Here is an 18,420-nt window from a genome sequence, read left to right as displayed (position 1 = left end):
ATGGTGTGGCGCGAGCGCAACACCTTCGCGGCGCCGTTCTGCACCCGTAGCAACGTCGAGGCAAGCGCATGGCCTGCGTCAGCTCACGCCCTTCCAGGGAGAGACATCCTTGACCGCCCATTCGCCGCCGGACGGGCGGCAGGCGGTGCCCTGCAGCTTCACCGGCCGAACCTGAGTCTGGACGCTGGCGATGAAGGCGCGGCAGATCTCGTCCGAGCGCAGGAATGGACCACCGACCGGAACGAAGGACCCCTTGATGCCGCTCTGGGGGTTGTCCCAGGACACGGCGGCGCCATTGCCCTGCGGGTCGAGCGCAACGCCCATCGCCCCATCGGCGCGGCGCATGTCTTCGGGACCGAGCTCGGCCGAAAGGCTCGCGAGCGCCGCCGGCCGGTCGCCGCCGCGCGCGGGCAGGACCGCCGAGGTGGTCGCAACCTCATCCTCGCTCTTGCTCGACAGGCCGAGAATCGGAAACGAGACCGAGCAGCCGGCTGAAAACAGCGCCAGCATGGCCACAGCCATCAGCGGACGCATGGGGGCTGCGCGATCAGGAAGGCTTTGGAACGCTCCGGCCCCTGGCCTATATAAACCAACCGCCCGAAACCGGATCACTTGCGCTCGCCCGACGCCCAACTTCCACTGACCGAGGATTAGAACGTGCAACCGTTAACGAGCGGTGACTTCACCGAGGAAAACGAGCCTTTCGCCTTGTTCCAGAAGTGGTTGGACGAAGCGACGAAGTCCGAGCCGAACGACCCGACCGGCATGGCGCTTTCAACTGTCGACGCCGATGGCCTGCCCAACAGCCGCATGGTGCTGCTGAAGGGCCACGGGCCGGACGGTTTCGTCTTCTATACCAACACCSAAAGCCAGAAGGGYGAGGAACTGCTCGGCCAGCCCAAGGCCGCCGCCCTGTTCCACTGGAAGAGCCTGCGGCGACAGATCCGTATCCGCGGCACTGTCGCCCTCGTCACCGACGCCGAATCGGACGCCTATTTCCAGTCCCGCCCGCGCGACAGCCGGATCGGCGCCTGGGCCTCGCAGCAATCGCGCCCGCTGGAGAGCCGTTTCGCGCTGGAGAAGGCTGTCGCCGCCTATACGCTCAAATTCGGCCTCGGCGAGATCCCGCGCCCGCCCTATTGGCGTGGCTTTCGCATTACCCCGCTCTATATCGAATTCTGGCGCGACGGCGCCTTCCGCCTGCATGACCGCAGCGTCTTCCGACGCGGCGCGGCCGGCGAGCCCTGGACCAAGACGCGCTTCTACCCTTGAAGGACATCCCGCCCATGGCGATGCCGAAGTTCGATTTTCCAAAGACCGAAGCGGGCAAGCGCCCGGTCATGCTGCTGACCGGGGCGAGCCGCGGCATCGGCCACGCCACGGTGATGCAGTTCGCCATGGCCGGCTGGCGCATCCTGTCCTGCTCGCGCCAGGGCTTCTCCGAGAAATGCCCCTGGCCCTCGGGCGCCGACGACCATGTCCAGATCGACTTGGGCGACCCCGAAGACACGATGCGCGGCATCGCGGAGATCAAGAAGCGCCTCGTGGCCGAGGGCGGCAAGCTCAACGCCCTCGTTAACAACGCCGGCATCTCGCCGAAGGGGCGCAATGGCGAGCGGCTGGGCGCCGCGACCACCTCCTTCAACGACTGGCACAAGGTCTTCCAGGTCAATTTCTTCGCGCCGATCATGCTGGCGCGCGGCCTGCTCGACGAGTTGACCGCAGCCCAGGGTGCCATCGTCAACGTCACATCGATCGCGGGTTCCCGCGTCCACCCCTTCGCCGGCGCGGCCTACGCGACCTCGAAGGCCGCGCTCGCCAGTCTCACCCGCGAGATGGCCGCCGATTTCGGCCCGCTCGGCATCCGGGTCAACGCCATCTCGCCCGGCGAGATCGACACGGCGATCCTGTCGCCGGGCACCGAGAAGATCGTCGCCACCCTGCCGATGAAGCGGCTGGGCAAGACCGACGAGGTCGCCAAGGCGATCTATTTCCTCTGCACGGACGCTTCGAGCTATGTCACCGGCTCGGAATTGCACATCAACGGCGGACAGCACGTTTGATACGGGACGTGGCAGCATGACGGCCGACAGCGGCCAGGTCATCCGCTTCCCGGCCGCGGGCCGCGCGGCGGCCCGGCCTGTGCTCGCGGCCTCGGTCGCTGTCTTCCGCGACGGCAAGGTGCTGCTGGCGACCCGCACCAAGCCGCCGGCCGACCAGCTCTGGTCGCTGCCCGGGGGCAAGGTCGAGGCTGGCGAGACGCTCGAGCAGGCGGCCCTGCGCGAACTGGAGGAGGAAGTCGGCGTCACCGCCCGCATCCTCGGCTTCAACCGCCATGTCGAGATCTTCGGCCGCGACGCCAAAGGCGGCGTGACGCATCACTTCGTCGTCGCCTCCTTCGTCGGCGAGTGGCTCTCCGGCGAACCGCAACCGGGGCCGGAGGTCGGGGCCGTGATGTGGGCCGATCCGCTGAAGCTCGGCGGGCTCGCAACCACGCGCGAACTCGCAGACGTGCTGCGCCGGGCTCACAGCCTGTTCACGGCCGGCGGTGCGGCATGATGCGCGGTGCGCGCGCTTGGGCCATTCTGGCCCTTGCCCTCCTCGCTCCGATGGTTTCCCAGGCGCAGCAACGCACGCCGCAGCCGGCGAAGCCGCCCGCGGCCAAACCTGCCGAGCCGCCCGTCCAGGAGCCGGACGGACCGCCCTATGAGCCGCAGCTTCTCCAGCTCGCGGAGATCATGGGGTCGCTTGCCTATCTACGCACGCTCTGCGGAGGCAAGGAGGCGCAGGACTGGCGCGCCCGCATGGCTGCCCTGCTCGATGCCGAAGGGCGCACCCCGCAACGGCGCGACCGCCTGACCGCCGCCTTCAACCGCGGCTTCAAGGCCTATTCGCTGACCCACCGTTCCTGCACCGATGCCAGCCAGGAGGCATCCGCGCGCCTCGCGGCCGAAGGCGAGGCCCTGTCGCGGGCGCTGGCCAGCCGTTATGGCGGATAGGCAACAGCTGTTGCCCGAATGCGATCTTCGGTGGAATTCTTCCGGTCGCGTTAACCTTTCTTAAACACCGCGGTAGCGTGCCGCTCTGGCACGGCTTATGACTTGAGCATCGCCCAACCGTCGCGATCCGGGTCACAACCGGCGCGATTCGCATCAGATTGAAGGCGCAGAGTCCCGTTTCGATGCCGATCCAGCCCGAAGACACGATGCTCGACCCGAATCTCGCCGAAGACCACGGCGATGCGCGCCGCGTCGCCTATGGCTATGTCGAGGACGCCTTCACCGAGGCCCAGCAGGACGGGCTCGATTCGGATGCGCTCGCGCATGCCGCGCTCTTTGCGGCGTTGCGCACACTGGTCGAGACCTATGGCGAGGAAGCCACGGCCGTCTTCACCGAGACCCTCCCCGAGAAGGTGCGTTGCGGCGCCTTCACCATCGGCACGCGGCACTAATCTGCCGCGGTGCGGGCCCTCGCCGCCCGCGCTTCCATCAACGCCCGTTCCTTGACGTTACCCGTCAGCGCCACCGCCTGCTCGAAGGCCTCCGCCGCTTCCCGGTGCCGGCCGAGCTTGGACAACAGGTCGCCGCGCACGCTCGGCAGCAGGTGGTAGCGCTTGAGCGACGGCTCGCTACCCAGCGCCTCGACCAGTTCCAAGCCCGCTGCCGGCCCTTCAGCCATGCCGACCGCTACGGCCCGGTTGAGCTCGACGATCGGCGACGGCATCACCCGGCCGAGCACCGCGTAGAGCGCCGTGATTCGCTGCCAGTCTGTCTCCTCCGCCGTTCGCGCGCGAGCATGGCAGGCTGCCAGCGCTGCCTGCAGCAGATAGGGCCCCGGCGCGGCGCCGGCGAGCCGCTGCGCCCGTTCCAGCGCCGCGAGCCCCCGCCCGATCAGCAGCCGGTCCCAGCGCGCACGATTCTGGTCTAGCAGGAGGATCGGCTCGCCGCCGGGGCCGATGCGCGCCCTGAGCCGCGAGGCCTGCAGCTCCATCAGCGCGACAAGCCCATGCACCTCCGGCTCGTCAGGCGCCCGCGCCGCGAGAACGCGCCCGAGCCTGAGCGCTTCCTCGCACAGCGCCGGCCGCACCCAATCCTGCCCTGCCGTCGCGGCATAGCCCTCGTTGAAGATCAGGTAGACGACCTCCAGCACCGAGGCCAGGCGCTCGCCGAGCTCGGCGCCGGCAGGCACCTCATAGGGGACCTTCGCCTCGCTCAGCGTCTTCTTCGCCCGCACGATGCGCTGCGCCATGGTCGGCTCCGGCACCAGGAAAGCGCGAGCGATCTCCTCGGTCGTAAGGCCCCCGAGCAGCCGGAGCGTCAGCGCGAGCCGCGCCTCCTTGGGTAGCACCGGATGGCAGGCGGTGAAGATCAGGCGCAACAGGTCGTCGCCAACCGCGTCATCGAGCGCTTCGTCGAGATCGGGCATCGCCGGCCTTTCGCCGTCGATATCGCGGCCGATCTCCTCCTGCTTGCGCCGGGCCATGATCTCGTGGCGGGCGGCATCGGCGGCGCGGTGCTTGGCGACCTGCATCAGCCAGGCAGCCGGATTGCGTGGCACGCCCTCCTCGGGCCATTGCTTCAACGCCGCGACCAGCGCGTCCTGCGCCAGCTCCTCGGCCCGACCGATATCGCGCGTCAGCCGCGTAAGGCCGGCGATCAGCCGGGGCGACTCCATACGCCAGACCGTCTCGATGGTGCGGTGTGTATCGCTGCCCGACATGGGAAGCGATACACACCATCAGCCCATCGGCTGGCAAGGGGCGCAGGCAAGGCGTCGGTCGGTCAGCCCTGCCGCTCGGACTCGGCCTTCAGGCGATCCCACTGCGCCGCAGTTTCCGGCGTGACGATCTCACCGAAATCGGCCAATTCGAACAGCGGCCGGATCTCGATTTCGGACGGGCCGGGCATCGGGTTCGGGCAACGCTTGACCCAGGCGATGGCTTCGTCGAGCGAAGCGCATTCCCAGAGCCAGTAGCCGGCCACAAGTTCCTTGGTCTCGGCGAAGGGCCCGTCGACGACGGCGCGTTTCGTGCCGTCGAACTGGACACGCGCACCCTTCGAGCTGGGCTGCAGACCGTCGCCGCCCTTCATGATGCCGGCTTTCACCAGCTCTTCGTTATAGGCCATCATCGCCTCGAGCAGTTCCTGGGTCGGCGGCGCGCCGGCCTCGCTGTCCGGGGTCGCCTGGACCATCACCATGAAACGCATCGGTTTTCTCCTTGGATTTGGGATGTCAGGTCGGGTCAGCTGATGCGCTTGTCGGCTTCGGCGCGCAGCTGCTCTTTCCGCTCGCGCCGCTCCGGCGTCACCATCTCGCCGAACTCCTCCATCTCGAAGACGGAACGCAGCTCGATCTCGGTGCCGCCGTCGAAGGGCGCGCGCTTCAGCCATTCGACGGCTTCGTCGAAGGACTTCACCTGCCAGAGCCAGAAGCCGGCGAGCAGCTCCTTGGTCTCGGCGAAGGGGCCGTCCGTGATCGTCCGCTCGCTACCGGAAAAGCGCATGCGCAGCCCCTTGGAAGTCGGGTGCAAGCCTTCTGCGGCGAGCAGGATGCCAGCCTTGATCAGCTCCTCGTTGTAGACACCCATCTTCGCGAAGACGTCCGGGTCCGGCATCACGCCGGCTTCGCTGTCCTTGCTGGCCTTGACCAGAACCATCACACGCATCGGTCTTCTCCTTGGGTTTGGGAGAACCGGGCGGCTCCGGCGCGGACCGCCGAAACCCGTTCTCTGACTGCACGTCGAACGGGCGCGGCTGGAATCGACAGCGCCGGAAATCTTTTTTCGATTTTTTTGCGGAGCCGACCGCGCGCTCATCCAGAGCCGAACGCGGGCGGCGCCGATCCGTTTCAGGCGCCGCGCGGCAGCGCCTCCAGGAAGCGGGCCGGCTCGCCCTGCGACGGCATCGTTAGCTCTCCCTCCCACATCACCTTGAGGCCGCGCACGAAGGTGCCGACCGGCCAGCCGGTGACGGTGACGCCGTCATAGGGCGTCCAGCCGCATTTCGAGGCGCTCCACTCCTTGGTGATCGTCTCCCGGCGCTTGAGATCGACGACGGTGAAATCGGCATCGTAGCCGACTGCGATCCGGCCCTTGCCTTCCAGCCCGAAGATGCGCTGCGGCCCGGCGCTGCTGAGGTCGACGAAGCGCTCCAGCGTGAGCCGGCCGGCATTCACATGGTCGAGCATGATCGGCACCAGCGTCTGCACGCCCGGCATGCCGGAATGGCTCGCCGGATAGGGGTGGTGCTTCTCCTCATGGGTATGCGGCGCATGGTCGGAGCCGAGCACGTCGACGATGCCCTGCTCGACGCCCCACCAAATGCGCTGGCGATGACTCTCGTCCCGGATCGGCGGGTTCATCTGGGCGTAGGTGCCGAGCCGCTCGTAGCAATCCGGCGCGACCAGCGTCAGATGGTTCGGCAGCACCTCGACCGTCGCGACRTCCTTRTGRTCCYTGAGGAAGACCATCTCCTCGCCGGTCGAGATATGCAGAATATGGACGCGCGCGCCGGTCTCGCGCGCGATCCGCACCAGCCGCTTGGTGCAGGTCAGTGCTACCTCCGGCGAACGCCAGATCGGATGGCTCGACGGATCCCCCTCGACGCGCAGCGGCATGCGCTCGCGCAGCATCATCTCGTCTTCGGAATGGAAGGCSGCGCGSCGGCGCGTGCGCTTCAGGATCTCCGCGACGCCCCGGTCATCCTCGACCAGGAGGTCGCCGGTGGAGGAACCCATGAAGACCTTGATCCCGGCCGCGCCGGGCAGCCGCTCCAGCTCCGGCACATCGGCAGCGTTCTCATGCGTGCCGCCGACCCAGAAGGCGAAGTCGCAATGCATGCGGTGCCGGCCGCGCCTGATCTTGTCGGCCAGAGCCTCCGGCGTCGTCGTCTGCGGGATCGTGTTCGGCATCTCGAAGACGCAGGTCACGCCGCCGAGCGCGGCCGAGCGCGAGCCCGTCTCCAGATCCTCCTTATGGTCGAGCCCCGGCTCGCGGAAATGCACCTGGCTGTCGATCACGCCCGGCAGGATATGCAGGCCGGTGCAATCGACCACCTCACCGGCCGAGGCCTGCGAGAGATCGCCCAGCGCCATGATCTTGCCGCCGGTGATGCCGATGTCGCGCGCAACGCGGCCATCCTGGTTCACCACCGTGCCGCCCTTGAGGATGACGTCATAGGTCTGCGGCATGGCGGTTCTCCGGGCGGTTGAGCAAAGGGGCGATGCGGCCTACCTATCGGCAGAGTCGCCGTCTCGGAAGTGGAAACAGCTTTCGGGTGGCGCAGTGCTCCCTTTCGGCCGCACGAGCCCGCCACGGAATCAGAACTGGACCGGCTGCCCATGTCCGCTACCCGATTGATCGATCGCGGTGTCATCCGCGTCAGTGGCCAGGATGCCCGCGACTTCCTGCAGAACCTCGTCACCAACGATCTCGACCCGGTCACGCCGGGCCACGCCGGCTACGGTGCGCTGCTGACACCGCAGGGCAAGATCATCTGCGACTTCTTCATCGTCGCGCTGTCGCCGGAAGACGGCTGCGGCTTCCTGCTCGACACTCCGCTGCTCCAGACCCCCGATTTGATGAAACGCCTGAAGCTCTACAAGCTGCGCTCCAAGGTCGTGCTGGAGGACCTCACCGAGAAGAGCACGGTGCTCGCCTCCGCTGATGGCGCGCCGCTGCCGGAAGACGCCGGCTTCGTCTATGACGACCCGCGTCTGCCCGCACTCGGCCAGCGGGCCATAGCCGATGCCGAGGGCATCGACGATCTCGTCACGGCAACGGCTGATGCCTACCACGCCCGCCGCATCGCGCTGGGCATACCCGCCGGCGGGCGCGACTTCCCCTATGGCGACACCTTCCCGCACGAAGCGCTGCTCGACCAGCTCGGCGGCGTCTCCTTTAAGAAGGGCTGCTATATCGGCCAGGAGGTCGTCTCCCGCATGCAGCATCGCGGCACCGCCCGCACCCGCGTCGTGCCCGTTGACTTCGACGACGGCATCGTCGCCGAGACCGGCACGGAGGCGGTGGCCGGCGGCAAGATGATCGGCAGCATCGGCTCGGGCGCGAACGGCAAGGCGCTCGCCATGCTCCGCCTCGACCGGCTGGCCGACGCGCTCGCGGCCGGCGAAACGCCGCTCGGCGGCGGCCTCGCTTTCCATCTGGCGGAGAAGCCCGATTTCATCCGCTTCCCCTTCCCCGGCGAGCCGGGCTTCGGAGCAGCCGCAGAGGTCGCCCTATGAGCGAGGCAATTGTCTCGAGCGAAGAGCGCGTCGCGATCGAAGGGCCGGACGGCAAGTTCCGCTGCCGTTGGCCGGGCACGGACCCGCTCTACCTCGCCTATCACGACACTGAATGGGGCGTGCCGGAATATGATTCCCGCGCGCTCTGGGAGAAGCTGATCCTCGATGGTTTCCAGGCGGGCCTGTCCTGGATCACCATCCTCAGGAAGCGCGATGCCTTCCGCGCCGGTTTCGCCGATTTCGAGCCGGAAGCGGTCGCCCGCTTCGGCGAGGCCGATGTCCAGCGCCTGCTCGCCGATCCCGGCATCATCCGCCATCGCGGCAAGATCGAGGGCACGATCAAGAGCGCACAGGCCTATCTCAGGCTGAGTGAACGCGAGCCCTTCGCCGATTTCCTCTGGAAGCATCTCGACGGCCGCGTGCTGCAGAACAGCTATCGCACGCAGGGCGAGGTGCCGACGCAGACCAGGCTATCCGAGACGATCGCCAAGGAGCTGAAGAAAGCCGGCTTCACCTTCTGCGGCCCGACCATCGTCTACGCCTTCATGGAAGCCTGCGGGCTGGTCAACGACCACCTGACCGGCTGCTTCCGCTATGCGGAATGCGCTGCGCTGGCGCGCGACTTCCGCCCCGCCGCCTGATGGCCCGCAAGCTTGAACCGCCGCGCGCCTGGCAGCGCATGCTCTCCGGCCGCCGGCTCGACCTGCTCGACCCCTCGCCGCTCGACATCGAGATCGAGGACATCGCCCATGGCCTTGCGCGTGTCGCCCGCTGGAACGGCCAGACGCGCGGCGCGCATTCCTTCTCGGTGGCGCAGCATTGCCTGCTGGTCGAGGCGATCGCGGGTCATCTCAACCCGGATTGGAGCGATACCTGGCGCCTGATGGCGCTGCTGCACGATGCGCCGGAATATGTCATCGGCGACATGATCTCGCCGTTCAAGGTGGTTATGGGCGATGCCTATAAGAGCGTGGAACTGCGCCTGCTCACGGCCATCCATCTGCGCTTCGGCTTGCCTGCGACGACGCCGGCGATGCTCAAGCGCAGAACCAAGGAGGCCGACACCATCGCCGCCTTCTTCGAGGCGACGCAGCTCGCCGGCTTCGCCCGCGCGGAGGCACTGAAATTCTTCGGCCGACCGCAGGCGCTGCCGGCCGAGGTCATCGCCTGGCTCGATCCGCTCGATACCGAGACCGCACAACACCGCTTCCTGGCGCGCTTCGGCGAGCTCGGCGGCGAGCTCAATGAGTCAAACGCACCGCGCTGATCTCGTTCGCAATCGACTTGAAGATAGGACTCAACTGGGAGGCGCTCGTCACCTCATAATACATGCTCGCATCGCTAGCGCAGTTACGCAGCATCGCTGCGTTTCCATCCATGACCCGGATCGTATAGACATTGACGCCCGCCGCCTTGACGTTCGCGCAAGCAAGTTTCGTCCGTGCATCGATATTTGGATTCGAGGTGCTGCCGTCGCCTTCGAAACGGTTTTGTGTGTTGTCGCCATCGGTCAGCAGGATCATATACTTCTTCAGCCGCGGCTCCGTATTTGGCTTTGCCTCAGTGTAGGGCGCGCCGGGCGAAAGCGTCGCCCAGCCCCAGACTGCGCCGATGGTGACGTTGGTGGCGCCGACCGGCGTCATCGTATCGATTTTGGCTGACAGTGCTGTCCAGTCGGAACTCAGCCCCATCGTCTGCGCGAGCGAAGTCTGGCCACACCATGTCGCCGGATACTGCTGGGCGCTGGCGGAATACGACCCGCCATCGGTGACGTCATAGCTCTGGTCCCGGTCAGCTATGCAGCCCTCGGTCTTAGCCCAATTGGCCTTGGTCAGGGTCTCGGTGCAGGTCATCACGCCCTTGTTCGTCTTGCAGCCTGAGATCGTTGGATCCGACGAAGCTGCACCGCTCGGCGCCTTGCAGTTATTGCCATTCTTATCGCAGGTCATCGTCACCGAACGGGTCATGCCGTAGCGGATCCACTGCTCGTCCTTCAGGGCTCGGTCGATACGAACCTGTGTGTTGAACGGCACGATCGAGATCCGAATCTGATCTGTGTCGATCGTCGCGTCTTTCATGATCTGAATCAGATCCTTCGACGCCTGTTTCAGCGCCGTCATCTTTCCCGAGGACGACATCGAGCCCGTATTATCGAGAACCAGCGCAAGCTCGATCGTGTTGGTGCCCCAGGTCGATTGGCTATCGCTCGCAACTGCGATGGACTGAGGGCCGAGCACGCGCCCGATCGTCGTCTCCACACTGGCATTCGCCGAGATTTTGATCGTTCGCGCCGTACGGTCGATCGAGACAGTTGCGCCACCGAACTCGCTCTTCACGCTCGCTGGCAGGTTGTCGCGGATCCAGGAATCGATACGGTCCCGGAGCTGAGCGTCGGTCAGCTTCTGGGCATCGCGCGCGGCCATCAGCGAGGCGGAGTCGATCGCCGAACTCAGCGCTTGGCGGGCGTTGCTGGCACGCGCATAGTCGACGGTGACCCCGACGATTCCGATCAGCGGAAGGGTCAGGAAGCCGGTCATGACGAGCACGTTGCCGCGCTGATCGCGGCGCAACCGCCGCATCAATTCCGAAACGAAAGCGAGCTTGACCATCACATCTCATCCTGGGCCGGATTGCCGCATTGAGCCGGATGAGGGTTGGGGGTCGGAGCTTACGAATTGCTAAAATCGATTCGTGGAACTCGGCCCTATCTGCACATTTTGCGGCAAAACAGGTACCGCAACGTCATATCGCCTTCGACGCATGGAATATTATTTCCATTTCAGAACAAGTGATGATCATTTTTTGTCGTTTTGAAAATAATGATTTCACGGGACAATGCGATCAGATCACCAAAGGAGCAGCCATGTCGGACACCCCCGCTCTCTCCCTGCCCTCCGGCGTCGTCATCAAGGGCGCCGTGCAGCCGCGCTTCGACGAGATCCTCACCACGGAAGCGCTCGCCTTCGTCGCCGACCTGCATCGCCGCTTCAACGAAACGCGCAAGCGGCTGCTCGCCGTTCGCGCCGAGCGGCAGAAACGCTTCGACGCCGGCGAGACGCCCGACTTCCTGGCCGAGACCCGGCATATCCGCGAAGGCGACTGGAGCGTCGCGCCCATCCCGGCCGATCTGCAGGACCGCCGCGTCGAGATCACCGGCCCTGTCGACCGCAAGATGATCGTCAACGCGCTGAACTCCGGGGCCAAGGTTTTCATGGCCGATTTCGAGGACGCCTCCTCGCCGGTCTGGGCCAACATGATCGAAGGCCAGATCAACCTCCGCGACCGCTGGGCGAACAAGATCGACTTCACCGATCCTACGAACGGCAAGGACTACAAGCTCAAGGACAAGCCCGCGGTCCTGATCATTCGCCCGCGCGGATGGCATCTGCCGGAGCGCCATATCGAGATCGACGGCGAGGAGGCCTCGGGCTCCCTGGTCGATTTCGGCCTCTACGTCTTCCATAACGCCAAGGCGGCGCTGGCCGCCGGCTCCGGCCCCTATTTCTACCTCCCGAAGCTGGAGAGCCATCTCGAGGCCCGGCTCTGGAACGACGTCTTCGTCGCCGCGCAATCGGCGCTCGGCCTGAAGAACGGCACGATCAAGGCGACCGTCCTGATCGAGACCTTGCCCGCCGCCTTCGAGATGGACGAGATCCTCTACGAATTGCGCGAGCACATGGCAGGCCTCAACTGCGGTCGCTGGGACTACATCTTCTCCTTCATCAARAAGCTCGCCCGCAACAAGGCCTATATCCTGCCCGACCGGTCGCAGGTCGTGATGTCCAAGGCCTTCCTGCGCGCCTATTCGCTGCTGCTGATCAAGACCTGCCACAAGCGCGGCGCCTTCGCGATGGGCGGCATGGCGGCGCAGATCCCGGTCAAGAACAACCCCGAGGCCAATGCCGCCGCCTTCGCCAAGGTCAAGGCCGACAAGGAGCGCGAGGCCGGCGATGGCCATGACGGCACCTGGGTCGCCCATCCCGACCTCGTCCCGGTCGCCATGGAGGTCTTTGACCGGCTGATGCCGCAGGCCAACCAGCTCGGCAAGAAGCGCGACGACGTGAACATCGGCACCAGGGATCTGCTGGAGGTCCACCAGGGCACACGCACGGAGGAAGGCTTCCGCGAGAATATCCGCATCGGCGTGCAGTATATCGAGGCCTGGCTGCGCGGCCGCGGCGCGGTCCCGATCTACAACATGATGGAGGATGCCGCGACCGCCGAGATCAGCCGCGCCCAGATCTGGCAGTTCGTCCAGTACGGCGTCGAACTCGAAGGCGGGGTCAAGGCCGATGCCGCGCTGTTCAAGCGCTGCCTGCCCGAGGAGATGGACAGGGTGAAGGGCGAACTCGGGGCGGAGGCCTATGCCAAGGGTCGGTTCCCCGAAGCGATCGCGCTCTTCGAGACGCTGTCGCTGGCGCCGAACTTCGAGGACTTCCTCACCGTGCCCGCCTACGCCAAGCTGGGCTGAACACAGCTCCGATCAGTCCAGGAAGGGCGCCGCCAGATGGTGGCGCCCTTTCGCTTTCGTGGTCAGTTCAGGTGCCACTAGACGCGCCCGCCGATAATCACGGCAAGCAGGATCACCGCCCCGAAGAGGTGCAGGAGATCGGCTTTCCAGCCGCCGGCCGGCGAGGAGCGCACATGCCGGTAGATCGCTTCCCGGCGGCGACGATAGCTGCCGATCGTGCTCATTGAAGTCTCCATCCGAAACATTGCGGGCGCTTCCCCCACGCCGGTCAGGCGCGGTGGGCAGGCCCCGTCGCGCCCCGGCTCGCGGGGGCCGGTACCGTTCCTGCGAGCGGGCGCGGTAGATCCTCGATCACATCACGCACGAGGGTTGCGAGCTCGGGGCGCACCGAGACGAGCGGCGCGCGGCAGGCCGCGCCGATGCCGGGATGCAGTATCGACAAGGCGAGCTTGACCAGCACCGGATCGGGCTCCCGCGCCAGCAGGTCGAGCAGCGGGACGAGGCGCCGCTGCAGGATCTGCGCCTGCCCGTAGAGCTCGGAGCGCGCCGCGCTCTCCAGCCGCGCCAGCCAATGCGGCGCGAGATTGCCGACGCTGGTGACCGCCCCGCATCCACCCGCGAGCAGATAGGCCGGGATAGTTTCGGCCGCACCGGTGAGCCGCATGAACCGGCGGTCGCGCAGCCGCGCGATCCGGTCGCAGCGCGCGAGATCGCCGCGCCGTTCGAGGATGCCGACAATGTTCGCCGCGCCTGCGAGCATCTCGAGCGTCTCCGACGCGATCTCGACGCCGCAGCGGTCCGGATCATTGTCGAGGATGATCTCGAGACCCGTGGCCTGCGCCGCCGCGAGCGCATGGGCCGCGAGCCCCGCCTGCGTCGGCCTGTTGTAATAGGGCATGCGCAGCAGCAGCGCCGAGGCGCCGGCCTTCTCGGCGGCGACGATCTCGGCAATCGTCTCGGCCGTGGCATAGCTGCCGACGGCCGCGATCACCGGGAAATGCCTGCCCGCGATGAGGCGGGCGGCAGCACAAAGTTCGCTGCGCTCCGCCTCGTTCAGCGTCGAGTTCTCGCCTGTGGCAGTGCCGATCACGATACCGTCGGCGCCCTGAGCGATCTGCCAGTGAATGAGGCGTTCCAGGGCACCGTAGTCGATCGCATCCTCGTCGAAGGGCGTGACCAGCGCGGTGAACATGCCGTGAAGCCAGTGGTTCATGGCGCGTCTCAAAGCAGCCGGAGCGTTTTCGCGGTCATACGGACCGCGCGCGGCCTGCGGCCGGCTTCGAACACGGCATAGCGCAACGCGGCGCCCTGATCGGCGAAGATTCCGCCGCCGCGGCCATGGGTCTCGACGGCCAGCCAGTGACCTTCAACGTCTCGCCCGACCAGAAACGCGAGCGGGCCGCCAAAGGGTTTGCGAGGGATACTGAGCATCATCCTGTTTCCCGAACGGTCTCCGGGACCGCACGGACAAGGTATTTTCGCCGCCATAGCCATTCGAGACAGGGCAAGGGGCGACAACATCAACGATGCATAAGGAGAACGCGAAACCGCTTTTGACTTCCGCGGGCCGCTCGCGCTCAATCCGGCCCTCTCGTCTGGATTCGCCGCATGCGCCCCCGCCTTCTCCCCCTCCTCGCCGCCCTGCTGTGCGCCTCCTTCGCCCAGGCCGCGACGCTCGCCCCCGAACAGCGCTTCAGGACGCTGGGCGACTTCTCGGGCAAAAAGCCCGGCAAGCCGGCCCGCGATGTCAGCGGCCTCGCCTGCATGCCAGTCGCGAACGGCGCCCAGCGCTGCTTGCTGATCAATGACGAGGGCTCATTCGCCCAGTTCGCCCGGATTGCGGAGAACCGCATCACGCCCGGCGCCACGCTCCCGATCGTCGGCACGGACGCTTCGCCCGACACCCTCGGCCAGCCGCCGCAGGGCATCTGCCGGGCCCCCGGCCGCTTTGCCGAACTCGACGGCGAGGCCGTCGCCTATGCGGATGGCGCCTTCTATCTGGCGGGTTCGCATGGTTGCTCGCGCAACAAGGGCGAATTCCGACTCTCCGCCTTCCATCTGGCGCGGATCAAGGTCGACGTGGAAGGCGCCCCGACCGGCCGCGTCGAGCTGACCTATCGCCTGAGCGACATGCTGCGCCAGGCCGGCGAGGCGGGAGCCTTCTTCGGCCGGAGCCTGATGGACGACAACGGGCTGAATGTGGAAGGCATCGCCGTCATCGGCGATACGCTCTGGGCCGGCCTGCGCGCACCTTCGCTCGGCGACCGCAGCTTCCTCGTCGGCGCTTCGCTCACAGCGCTCTTCGCACCCGGGCATGCGGCCGCGACAGCGGCTCCGACGGTGGTGGCGCTGCCGGCCGGGCGCGATCGCGGCATTCGTGACCTCGCCCCCCTGCCCGGTGGGCGATTGCTCGCGCTGCTTGGCCCGGCACAGGAGCAATCGCTCCCATATTCCCTGATGTTGGTCGACACGGCCCGGCCCGAGGCAGCTGAGACCCTCGGCGAGCTGCCCGCCCGCGGCAGCGGCAAGGCGGAATCCCTGACCGTTCTGGCGGAGGGCCGCGGCGCGCTCAGCGTCCTGATCGGCTATGACGGCCGCAAGAACGGCCATTTCGAATCCTACCGATTGCCCCTGCCGGCAGAGACCCGCTGAACGCCATGGACTTCCACGCCCGCCTCTCCCGCGCCGTCGCGCGCTACCGGAGCGAGGTCGCCGGCCCGCGCGAGCATCTCTCGCTGCTGCGCTGGCAGATGGCGGAGGGCCATGCGCTCGACCGCCGCGATACCTTTCCCGGCCATCTCACGACCAGCGCTTTCGTGCTCTCCCCCGACCATGCGCAGATCCTGCTGATCGACCATGTCGTGATCGGTCGCTGGCTCCAGCCCGGAGGCCATTGGGAGGAGGCTGAGCACTTCCACCTCTCGGCGGCGCGCGAGGCTGAGGAGGAGACCGGCGTCCAGGGGCTGTCCCTGCATCCCTGGCACGCGGGCGGCGACGTGCCCTTCACCATCGACAGCCACGACGTGCCCGGCAAGCCCGCGCGCGGCGAGCCGGACCATATCCATCACGATCTGCAATACCTCTTCCTGGCCGATCCTGCCTGGCCATTGGTTGCCCAGGCGGAGGAGGTACATGCCGCGGCCTGGAAACCCGTCGAGGAACTGGCGGCGATCGCGCCGCGCGCCCTGGCCCGCATCGCGATGCTGTCCCTGCCCGCCTGATTGTTGCTGCGACGCAACATGTTACGTTATAACGCAACAAGAGGCACCCCAACTCTCGCGTCGCCGTCGCGGCCACGCCATAGTTCGTCGGGAGGCGCCCCTCTATTGCAAATCACTTGCAATACGTATGACCGTCGCTCACCCGCTGGAGTCGTCATGCTGACAAACCCGTCTCTGTTGCTGCGGCACAACAGCCGGATGGATTGTCGCAATACTTATGGCTCCTTTATCGCGGCAGGCGGGCCACGAATGCATCCTTGCACCGACCCCGGATGACTGAGCGCGGTTTGCACGCGCCCGGTTCCCACTCAACTGGAATTTCTGCTATGAAGCTGGCCTCCGCCCTCCTCTCCGCCCGCCTCGGTCTCGCCCTCGTCGGCACCTGCGCCGCCTCCATCGCCTCCGCCGCCGACCTGCCATCCCGCAAGACCGCTCCCGCACCGGCGCCAGTCGTCTCGGCCTGTATCGAGAGCGAAGGCATCCCGACCGACGCCTTCGGCTTCACCACCGGCTCGGATGTTGCGGAGAAGGGCTCCTTCGGCCCGAGCCTGACCTATAACGGTGGCTTCGGCACGCGCGTCGGCTCCTCGAACGGGCACGCCCTTACCTTGCAGGGCTCCTACGGGCTCTTCCCCTGCTTCGAAGTCGGCCCTTATGTGCTGGGCAACTTCACGAATGCCTCGGCAGGCGGCGTGAGCGCCGACTCGGGCGCCTTGGGCGCCGGCGTCGAGATGAAGTACAAGCTGCTCGGCCGCGACATGCACGGCCTCGGCCTGACGCTCGTCATCGACCCCAGCTTCAACCGCGCCGATCCGGACGGCGCCGGCCGCTTCACCACCTACAACACCGGCATCCGCCTCTTCGCCGACAAGACGCTGATCCCGAATACACTGTACGCCGCGCTCAACCTCTCGCAGGATCTGACCTGGACCGGGCCGTCGCCCTATCAGCGCTCATCCACCTTCACGGTCGGCGGTTCGCTCTCCTGGCAGGTGTCGGATGGGCTCTATCTCAGCGGCGAGGTCCGCCATATGCGCGCCCATAACGAGCTCGGCTTCGGCAACGAAGCCGGCTACGCCACCTTCGCCGGCCCCGGCATCTTCTGGCAGGCGACGAAGCAGCTCGCCCTCTCCGCCGCCTACAACATCCAGATCGCCGGCAAGGCCAAGGGCGAGCCCGGCAATCTCGATCTGACCAATTTCAGCCAGCACCTCGTCAAGGTGAAGCTCGGCTACAGCTTCTGAGCCTTCCGAACATCGCGCCTGCGCAAGGGCGGCAGCGGCAACGCTGCCGCCCTTTTTCATGTCGGCAGGTCGTCCGCATTGACATACTCCCCCCGAGTACCATAGCTTGACCGGCAGATCGAAGCTCGACGCGCCCCCAATGCCTCACACGCCTGAAGAGAAGAAGCGCGCCGTGACGCGGCTGCGCCGGATCAAGGGGCAGGCCGACGCCCTGATCGCCGCCGTGGAGCGCGGCGAGGAATGCGGCGCGTTGCTCCAGCAGCTCGCGGCGCTGCGCGGCGCAGCGACCGGGCTGATGGCGGAGGTGCTGGAAAGTCACTTGCGCGAGACCATGCATGGCACTGCCGACGCGGCGAAGGCGCCCCCCGACGATGCCGACGAAATCGCCGCGATCATGCGGGTCATCCGCCCCTATTTGAAATAGCCGTTCGCAAGGAAGGACCCCCCCGATGAAAACCCGTGCCGCCGTCGCCTGGGAAGCCGGCAAGCCCCTCACCATCGAAACCATCGAGATCGGCAGCCCCAAGGCCGGCGAGGTGCTGGTCGAGGTCATGGCCACCGGCATCTGCCACACCGACGCCTACACGCTGTCGGGCCTGGATTCGGAGGGCAAGTTTCCGGCGATCCTCGGCCATGAGGGCGCGGGCATCGTGCGCGAGGTCGGCGCCGGCGTGACCACGCTGAAGCCCGGCGATCATGTCATTCCGCTCTACACGCCGGAATGCCGCAGCTGTAAGTCCTGCCTGTCGCGCCGGACCAATCTCTGCACCGCGATCCGCTCCACCCAGGGGCAAGGCCTGATGCCCGATGGGACCAGCCGCTTCTCCTGCGACGGCGGCGAGGTCTTCCACTATATGGGCTGCTCGACCTTCGCGAACTTCACCGTCCTGCCTGAGATCGCGCTTGCCAAGGTCCGCGAGGACGCTCCCTTCGACAAGATCTGCTATATCGGCTGCGGCGTGACCACCGGCATCGGCGCTGTGATCTACACCGCCAAGGTCTGGCCAGGGGCGAACGTCGTGGTCTTCGGCCTCGGCGGCATCGGCCTCAACGTCATCCAGGGCGCCCGCATGGTCGGCGCCGACAAGATCATCGGCGTCGACATCAATCCGGCCAAGCGCGCGATGGCCGAGAAGTTCGGCATGACCGACTTCATCAACCCGGCCGAGATCGGCAACGACAAGGTGGTGCAGGCGATCGTCGACCTCACCGGCGGCGGCGCCGATTTCTCCTTCGACGCCACCGG

General features: G+C 66.6%; 23 protein-coding genes. 14 read left to right on the top strand and 9 right to left on the bottom strand.

Translation table 11 applies throughout. The features are described from left to right. Positions 1-78 precede the first annotated feature (78 nt). The gene (locus tag AC1DEZ_RS26920) at positions 79-534 is read right to left on the bottom strand and encodes an RT0821/Lpp0805 family surface protein (RefSeq protein WP_476781255.1); all 456 of its coding nucleotides are present in this window, start codon (positions 532-534) and stop codon (positions 79-81) included. A gap of 123 nt (positions 535-657) precedes the next feature. On the opposite strand from AC1DEZ_RS26920, the gene pdxH reads away from it, so the two are divergent. From pdxH to AC1DEZ_RS26895, 5 genes are all read left to right on the top strand, one after another. After that, the gene (pdxH, locus tag AC1DEZ_RS26915; protein WP_476781254.1) at positions 658-1,272 is read left to right on the top strand and encodes a pyridoxamine 5'-phosphate oxidase; all 615 of its coding nucleotides are present in this window, start codon (positions 658-660) and stop codon (positions 1,270-1,272) included. Positions 1,273-1,286: 14 nt separating this feature from the next. Next, entirely contained in the window at positions 1,287-2,063 is a 777-nt protein-coding gene (locus AC1DEZ_RS26910) for an SDR family NAD(P)-dependent oxidoreductase (protein ID WP_441510146.1), read from the top strand. 16 nt (positions 2,064-2,079) lie between these two features. Then, positions 2,080-2,559, top strand: coding sequence for an NUDIX hydrolase (locus AC1DEZ_RS26905; protein ID WP_476781253.1), 480 nt, complete (start codon positions 2,080-2,082; stop codon positions 2,557-2,559). Next, a complete protein-coding gene (locus AC1DEZ_RS26900) occupies positions 2,556-2,999 on the top strand; it encodes a TIGR02301 family protein (RefSeq protein WP_476781252.1) in 444 nt (147 codons plus the stop codon). Before AC1DEZ_RS26905 ends, AC1DEZ_RS26900 begins: the two co-directional genes overlap by 4 nt. 182 nt (positions 3,000-3,181) lie before the next feature. After that, positions 3,182-3,451, top strand: a complete 270-nt coding sequence (locus tag AC1DEZ_RS26895) for a hypothetical protein (RefSeq protein ID WP_441510149.1) — start codon at positions 3,182-3,184, stop codon at positions 3,449-3,451. On the opposite strand, the gene AC1DEZ_RS26890 is transcribed toward AC1DEZ_RS26895, so the two are convergent. From AC1DEZ_RS26890 to AC1DEZ_RS26875, 4 genes are all read right to left on the bottom strand, one after another. Further along, complete coding sequence (locus AC1DEZ_RS26890) at positions 3,448-4,719, bottom strand: RNA polymerase sigma factor (RefSeq protein ID WP_476781251.1); 1,272 nt, start codon at positions 4,717-4,719, stop codon at positions 3,448-3,450. The two genes, AC1DEZ_RS26895 and AC1DEZ_RS26890, sit on opposite strands and share 4 nt — an antisense overlap. A gap of 62 nt (positions 4,720-4,781) precedes the next feature. Further along, the gene (locus AC1DEZ_RS26885; RefSeq protein WP_476781250.1) at positions 4,782-5,207 is read right to left on the bottom strand and encodes a YciI family protein; all 426 of its coding nucleotides are present in this window, start codon (positions 5,205-5,207) and stop codon (positions 4,782-4,784) included. Between the two features lie 35 nt (positions 5,208-5,242). Beyond that, a complete protein-coding gene (locus tag AC1DEZ_RS26880) occupies positions 5,243-5,665 on the bottom strand; it encodes a YciI family protein (RefSeq protein ID WP_476781249.1) in 423 nt (140 codons plus the stop codon). A 182-nt stretch (positions 5,666-5,847) separates the two neighbouring features. Further along, entirely contained in the window at positions 5,848-7,188 is a 1,341-nt protein-coding gene (locus AC1DEZ_RS26875) for a dihydroorotase (protein WP_476781248.1), read from the bottom strand. 150 nt (positions 7,189-7,338) lie between these two features. Between AC1DEZ_RS26875 and ygfZ the strand changes: the two genes are divergently transcribed. The 3 genes from ygfZ to AC1DEZ_RS26860 are packed head-to-tail and all read left to right on the top strand — an operon-like array spanning position 7,339 to position 9,505. Then, on the top strand, positions 7,339-8,238 hold the full coding sequence (ygfZ, locus tag AC1DEZ_RS26870; protein ID WP_476781247.1) for a CAF17-like 4Fe-4S cluster assembly/insertion protein YgfZ: 900 nt from the start codon (positions 7,339-7,341) through the stop codon (positions 8,236-8,238). Then, entirely contained in the window at positions 8,235-8,879 is a 645-nt protein-coding gene (locus AC1DEZ_RS26865; RefSeq protein WP_476781246.1) for a DNA-3-methyladenine glycosylase I, read from the top strand. Before ygfZ ends, AC1DEZ_RS26865 begins: the two co-directional genes overlap by 4 nt. Further along, positions 8,879-9,505, top strand: a complete 627-nt coding sequence (locus AC1DEZ_RS26860) for a YfbR-like 5'-deoxynucleotidase (protein ID WP_476781245.1) — start codon at positions 8,879-8,881, stop codon at positions 9,503-9,505. Before AC1DEZ_RS26865 ends, AC1DEZ_RS26860 begins: the two co-directional genes overlap by 1 nt. Here the strand turns inward: AC1DEZ_RS26860 and AC1DEZ_RS26855 are convergent. Continuing rightward, positions 9,480-10,847: a pilus assembly protein TadG-related protein gene (locus AC1DEZ_RS26855; protein ID WP_476781244.1), complete on the bottom strand. Its 1,368-nt coding sequence runs from the start codon at positions 10,845-10,847 to the stop codon at positions 9,480-9,482. The genes AC1DEZ_RS26860 and AC1DEZ_RS26855 overlap by 26 nt on opposite strands. Before the next feature lie 254 nt (positions 10,848-11,101). Between AC1DEZ_RS26855 and aceB the strand changes: the two genes are divergently transcribed. Beyond that, positions 11,102-12,709 (top strand): malate synthase A, encoded by a 1,608-nt coding sequence (gene aceB / locus AC1DEZ_RS26850; RefSeq protein ID WP_476781243.1) that lies wholly within the window; start codon positions 11,102-11,104, stop codon positions 12,707-12,709. Between the two features lie 77 nt (positions 12,710-12,786). Here aceB and AC1DEZ_RS26845 read toward each other — a convergent pair whose 3' ends face one another. The 3 genes from AC1DEZ_RS26845 to AC1DEZ_RS26835 are packed head-to-tail and all read right to left on the bottom strand — an operon-like array spanning position 12,787 to position 14,140. Next, the gene (locus AC1DEZ_RS26845) at positions 12,787-12,933 is read right to left on the bottom strand and encodes a hypothetical protein (protein WP_476781242.1); all 147 of its coding nucleotides are present in this window, start codon (positions 12,931-12,933) and stop codon (positions 12,787-12,789) included. 44 nt (positions 12,934-12,977) lie between these two features. Continuing rightward, positions 12,978-13,922 carry a dihydrodipicolinate synthase family protein gene (locus AC1DEZ_RS26840; RefSeq protein ID WP_476781241.1) on the bottom strand — a complete coding sequence of 315 codons (945 nt, stop codon included), beginning with the start codon at positions 13,920-13,922 and terminating at the stop codon, positions 12,978-12,980. A gap of 8 nt (positions 13,923-13,930) precedes the next feature. Then, the gene (locus AC1DEZ_RS26835; RefSeq protein ID WP_476781240.1) at positions 13,931-14,140 is read right to left on the bottom strand and encodes a hypothetical protein; all 210 of its coding nucleotides are present in this window, start codon (positions 14,138-14,140) and stop codon (positions 13,931-13,933) included. 177 nt (positions 14,141-14,317) lie between these two features. Here AC1DEZ_RS26835 and AC1DEZ_RS26830 point away from each other — a divergent pair, with 177 nt between their 5' ends. From AC1DEZ_RS26830 to AC1DEZ_RS26810, 5 genes are all read left to right on the top strand, one after another. After that, positions 14,318-15,361 carry a DUF3616 domain-containing protein gene (locus tag AC1DEZ_RS26830; protein ID WP_476781239.1) on the top strand — a complete coding sequence of 348 codons (1,044 nt, stop codon included), beginning with the start codon at positions 14,318-14,320 and terminating at the stop codon, positions 15,359-15,361. 5 nt (positions 15,362-15,366) lie between these two features. After that, entirely contained in the window at positions 15,367-15,930 is a 564-nt protein-coding gene (locus AC1DEZ_RS26825; protein WP_476781238.1) for an NUDIX hydrolase, read from the top strand. 326 nt (positions 15,931-16,256) lie between these two features. Next, positions 16,257-17,174, top strand: coding sequence for a hypothetical protein (locus AC1DEZ_RS26820; RefSeq protein ID WP_476781237.1), 918 nt, complete (start codon positions 16,257-16,259; stop codon positions 17,172-17,174). 139 nt (positions 17,175-17,313) lie between these two features. Then, positions 17,314-17,598 carry a metal-sensing transcriptional repressor gene (locus AC1DEZ_RS26815; RefSeq protein WP_441510165.1) on the top strand — a complete coding sequence of 95 codons (285 nt, stop codon included), beginning with the start codon at positions 17,314-17,316 and terminating at the stop codon, positions 17,596-17,598. 25 nt (positions 17,599-17,623) lie between these two features. Beyond that, positions 17,624-18,420 (top strand): alcohol dehydrogenase catalytic domain-containing protein (locus tag AC1DEZ_RS26810; protein WP_476781236.1); only part of this gene is annotated, 797 nt, incomplete at its 3' end.

This window comes from Allobosea sp. 10L422, assembly GCF_056395345.1.
This window is presented reverse-complemented; position numbering and strand designations above follow the sequence as displayed.

What these genes read in the sequence shown, in the direction of transcription:
- AC1DEZ_RS26825 (WP_476781238.1), top strand. Translation starts at nt 15,367, where the DNA reads ATGGACTTCCACGCCCGCCTCTCCCGCGCCGTCGCGCGCTACCGGAGC.
- AC1DEZ_RS26820 (WP_476781237.1), top strand. Translation starts at nt 16,257, where the DNA reads ATGAAGCTGGCCTCCGCCCTCCTCTCCGCCCGCCTCGGTCTCGCCCTC.
- AC1DEZ_RS26920 (WP_476781255.1), bottom strand. Translation starts at nt 534, where the DNA reads ATGCGTCCGCTGATGGCTGTGGCCATGCTGGCGCTGTTTTCAGCCGGC.
- AC1DEZ_RS26835 (WP_476781240.1), bottom strand. Translation starts at nt 14,140, where the DNA reads ATGCTCAGTATCCCTCGCAAACCCTTTGGCGGCCCGCTCGCGTTTCTG.
- AC1DEZ_RS26895 (WP_441510149.1), top strand. Translation starts at nt 3,182, where the DNA reads ATGCCGATCCAGCCCGAAGACACGATGCTCGACCCGAATCTCGCCGAA.
- AC1DEZ_RS26815 (WP_441510165.1), top strand. Translation starts at nt 17,314, where the DNA reads ATGCCTCACACGCCTGAAGAGAAGAAGCGCGCCGTGACGCGGCTGCGC.
- AC1DEZ_RS26905 (WP_476781253.1), top strand. Translation starts at nt 2,080, where the DNA reads ATGACGGCCGACAGCGGCCAGGTCATCCGCTTCCCGGCCGCGGGCCGC.
- AC1DEZ_RS26855 (WP_476781244.1), bottom strand. Translation starts at nt 10,847, where the DNA reads ATGGTCAAGCTCGCTTTCGTTTCGGAATTGATGCGGCGGTTGCGCCGC.
- AC1DEZ_RS26830 (WP_476781239.1), top strand. Translation starts at nt 14,318, where the DNA reads ATGCGCCCCCGCCTTCTCCCCCTCCTCGCCGCCCTGCTGTGCGCCTCC.
- AC1DEZ_RS26890 (WP_476781251.1), bottom strand. Translation starts at nt 4,719, where the DNA reads ATGTCGGGCAGCGATACACACCGCACCATCGAGACGGTCTGGCGTATG.
- ygfZ (WP_476781247.1), top strand. Translation starts at nt 7,339, where the DNA reads ATGTCCGCTACCCGATTGATCGATCGCGGTGTCATCCGCGTCAGTGGC.
- AC1DEZ_RS26865 (WP_476781246.1), top strand. Translation starts at nt 8,235, where the DNA reads ATGAGCGAGGCAATTGTCTCGAGCGAAGAGCGCGTCGCGATCGAAGGG.
- AC1DEZ_RS26885 (WP_476781250.1), bottom strand. Translation starts at nt 5,207, where the DNA reads ATGCGTTTCATGGTGATGGTCCAGGCGACCCCGGACAGCGAGGCCGGC.
- AC1DEZ_RS26860 (WP_476781245.1), top strand. Translation starts at nt 8,879, where the DNA reads ATGGCCCGCAAGCTTGAACCGCCGCGCGCCTGGCAGCGCATGCTCTCC.
- AC1DEZ_RS26880 (WP_476781249.1), bottom strand. Translation starts at nt 5,665, where the DNA reads ATGCGTGTGATGGTTCTGGTCAAGGCCAGCAAGGACAGCGAAGCCGGC.
- AC1DEZ_RS26845 (WP_476781242.1), bottom strand. Translation starts at nt 12,933, where the DNA reads ATGAGCACGATCGGCAGCTATCGTCGCCGCCGGGAAGCGATCTACCGG.
- AC1DEZ_RS26910 (WP_441510146.1), top strand. Translation starts at nt 1,287, where the DNA reads ATGGCGATGCCGAAGTTCGATTTTCCAAAGACCGAAGCGGGCAAGCGC.
- AC1DEZ_RS26900 (WP_476781252.1), top strand. Translation starts at nt 2,556, where the DNA reads ATGATGCGCGGTGCGCGCGCTTGGGCCATTCTGGCCCTTGCCCTCCTC.
- AC1DEZ_RS26840 (WP_476781241.1), bottom strand. Translation starts at nt 13,922, where the DNA reads ATGAACCACTGGCTTCACGGCATGTTCACCGCGCTGGTCACGCCCTTC.